This window comes from Pseudooceanicola nanhaiensis DSM 18065 (assembly GCF_000688295.1).
Classification (GTDB): Bacteria; Pseudomonadota; Alphaproteobacteria; order Rhodobacterales; family Rhodobacteraceae; genus Pseudooceanicola; species Pseudooceanicola nanhaiensis.
This window is the reverse complement of the sequence record NZ_JHZF01000012.1, coordinates 1-1,343: the sequence shown is the minus strand read 5'-3', so window position 1 is coordinate 1,343 and position 1,343 is coordinate 1. Positions and strand designations below refer to the sequence as shown.

The window sequence follows — 1,343 nt, the reverse complement described above, 5'->3', positions numbered from 1 at the left end:
CCTCCCGCCGCCGATGCCGGATCCGCTGAGGTGAAGCCCCGCCGCAGGCCCCGGGTCTCCGACGAGACCCCGCGGGAGCGACGGGAACTCGACCCCGGCACCTGCTGTCCTGATTGCGGCGGTGACCTTCGCGTGGTCGGCGAGGACGTGAGCGAGCTTCTCGACATGGTCGCCGCGCAGATAAAGGTCATCGAGATCGCACGGGTGAAGAAGTCCTGCCGCCGCTGCGAGAGGATGGTGCAGCCCGCGGCGCCAAGCCGCCCGATTCCGGGCAGCATGGCCGGACCGGGCCTGTTGGCGCATGTGCTGGTCTCCAAGTTCGATGACCATGTCCCGCTCTATCGCCTCAACGAGATCTACGCGCGCATGGGAGCGGACGTGCCCGACAGCACACTGCTGGACTGGTGCGGCCGGGCGATGAAGGTGCTCGCGCCGATCATCGAGAGGATCGAGGCCGAAGTCATGGCGGCGCCCGTGCTGCATGCGGACGACACGCCAATCCGCGTCCTGGACCGCTCCCGTCGCGACCGCGGCCTCGGCAAGGGGGTCAAGCAGGGGCGGGTCTGGGCCTATGTCTCCGACCAGAGGCCCTGGGCCGGCACGGCGCCGCCAGGCGTGGTCTACCGCTTCTCGCCGGACCGGAAAGGCGAGCATCCGCGTCAGCACCTGCAAAACAGCAGCGGTATCCTTCAGGCGGACGCCTATGCAGGCTTTGGCCAGCTCTACGAGCGCCGCGCGGACGGCAGCAGCCAGTTCCGTGAGGCGGCCTGCTGGGCACATCTGCGGCGTGACTTTCACGATGTCTGGGAGGCCACGAAGTCCGAGATCGCGCGGGAGGCGCTCGACCGGATCGGGAAGCTCTACGATGTCGAACGGCGGATCGCCGGCCAACCCGCCGACCTACGCAAGGCCGCACGGGAGCAGCACTCCCGCCCCCAGGTCGACGCCTTCAAGGCATGGGCCGAGGCCCAGCTGGCGCGCATCCCAGGCAAGGGCGATCTCGCGAAGGCCTTCCGCTACGGGCTCTCCCGCTGGCCCTCATTCGAACTGTTCCTCGAGGATGGTCGCATCGGGATCGATAACAACCCGGCCGAGCGCGCCATGCGCCCGATCGGCGTTGGCCGCCGCAACTGGCTCTTCGCTGGCTCCGACAGCGGCGGGGAAACCCTCGCCCGGGCCATGACCCTGATCGAGACGGCGAAGATGAGCGGGCTGGACCCGCAAGCGTGGCTTGCTGATGTCCTCGACCGTATCCACGATCACAAGATCAACCGCCTCGACGAACTGCTCCCGTGGAACTGGAAGTCGTAGGATCAGGCGACGGTATCAACCGGCCGGTTACG

At 68.1% G+C, this 1,343-nt stretch carries 1 protein-coding gene; it reads left to right on the top strand.

Annotated features, from left to right (window positions below; all coding sequences use genetic code 11):
* Positions 1–1,311 (top strand): IS66 family transposase (gene tnpC, locus Q344_RS0110155; protein WP_028286603.1); only part of this gene is annotated, 1,311 nt, incomplete at its 5' end.
* Positions 1,312–1,343 lie beyond the last annotated feature (32 nt).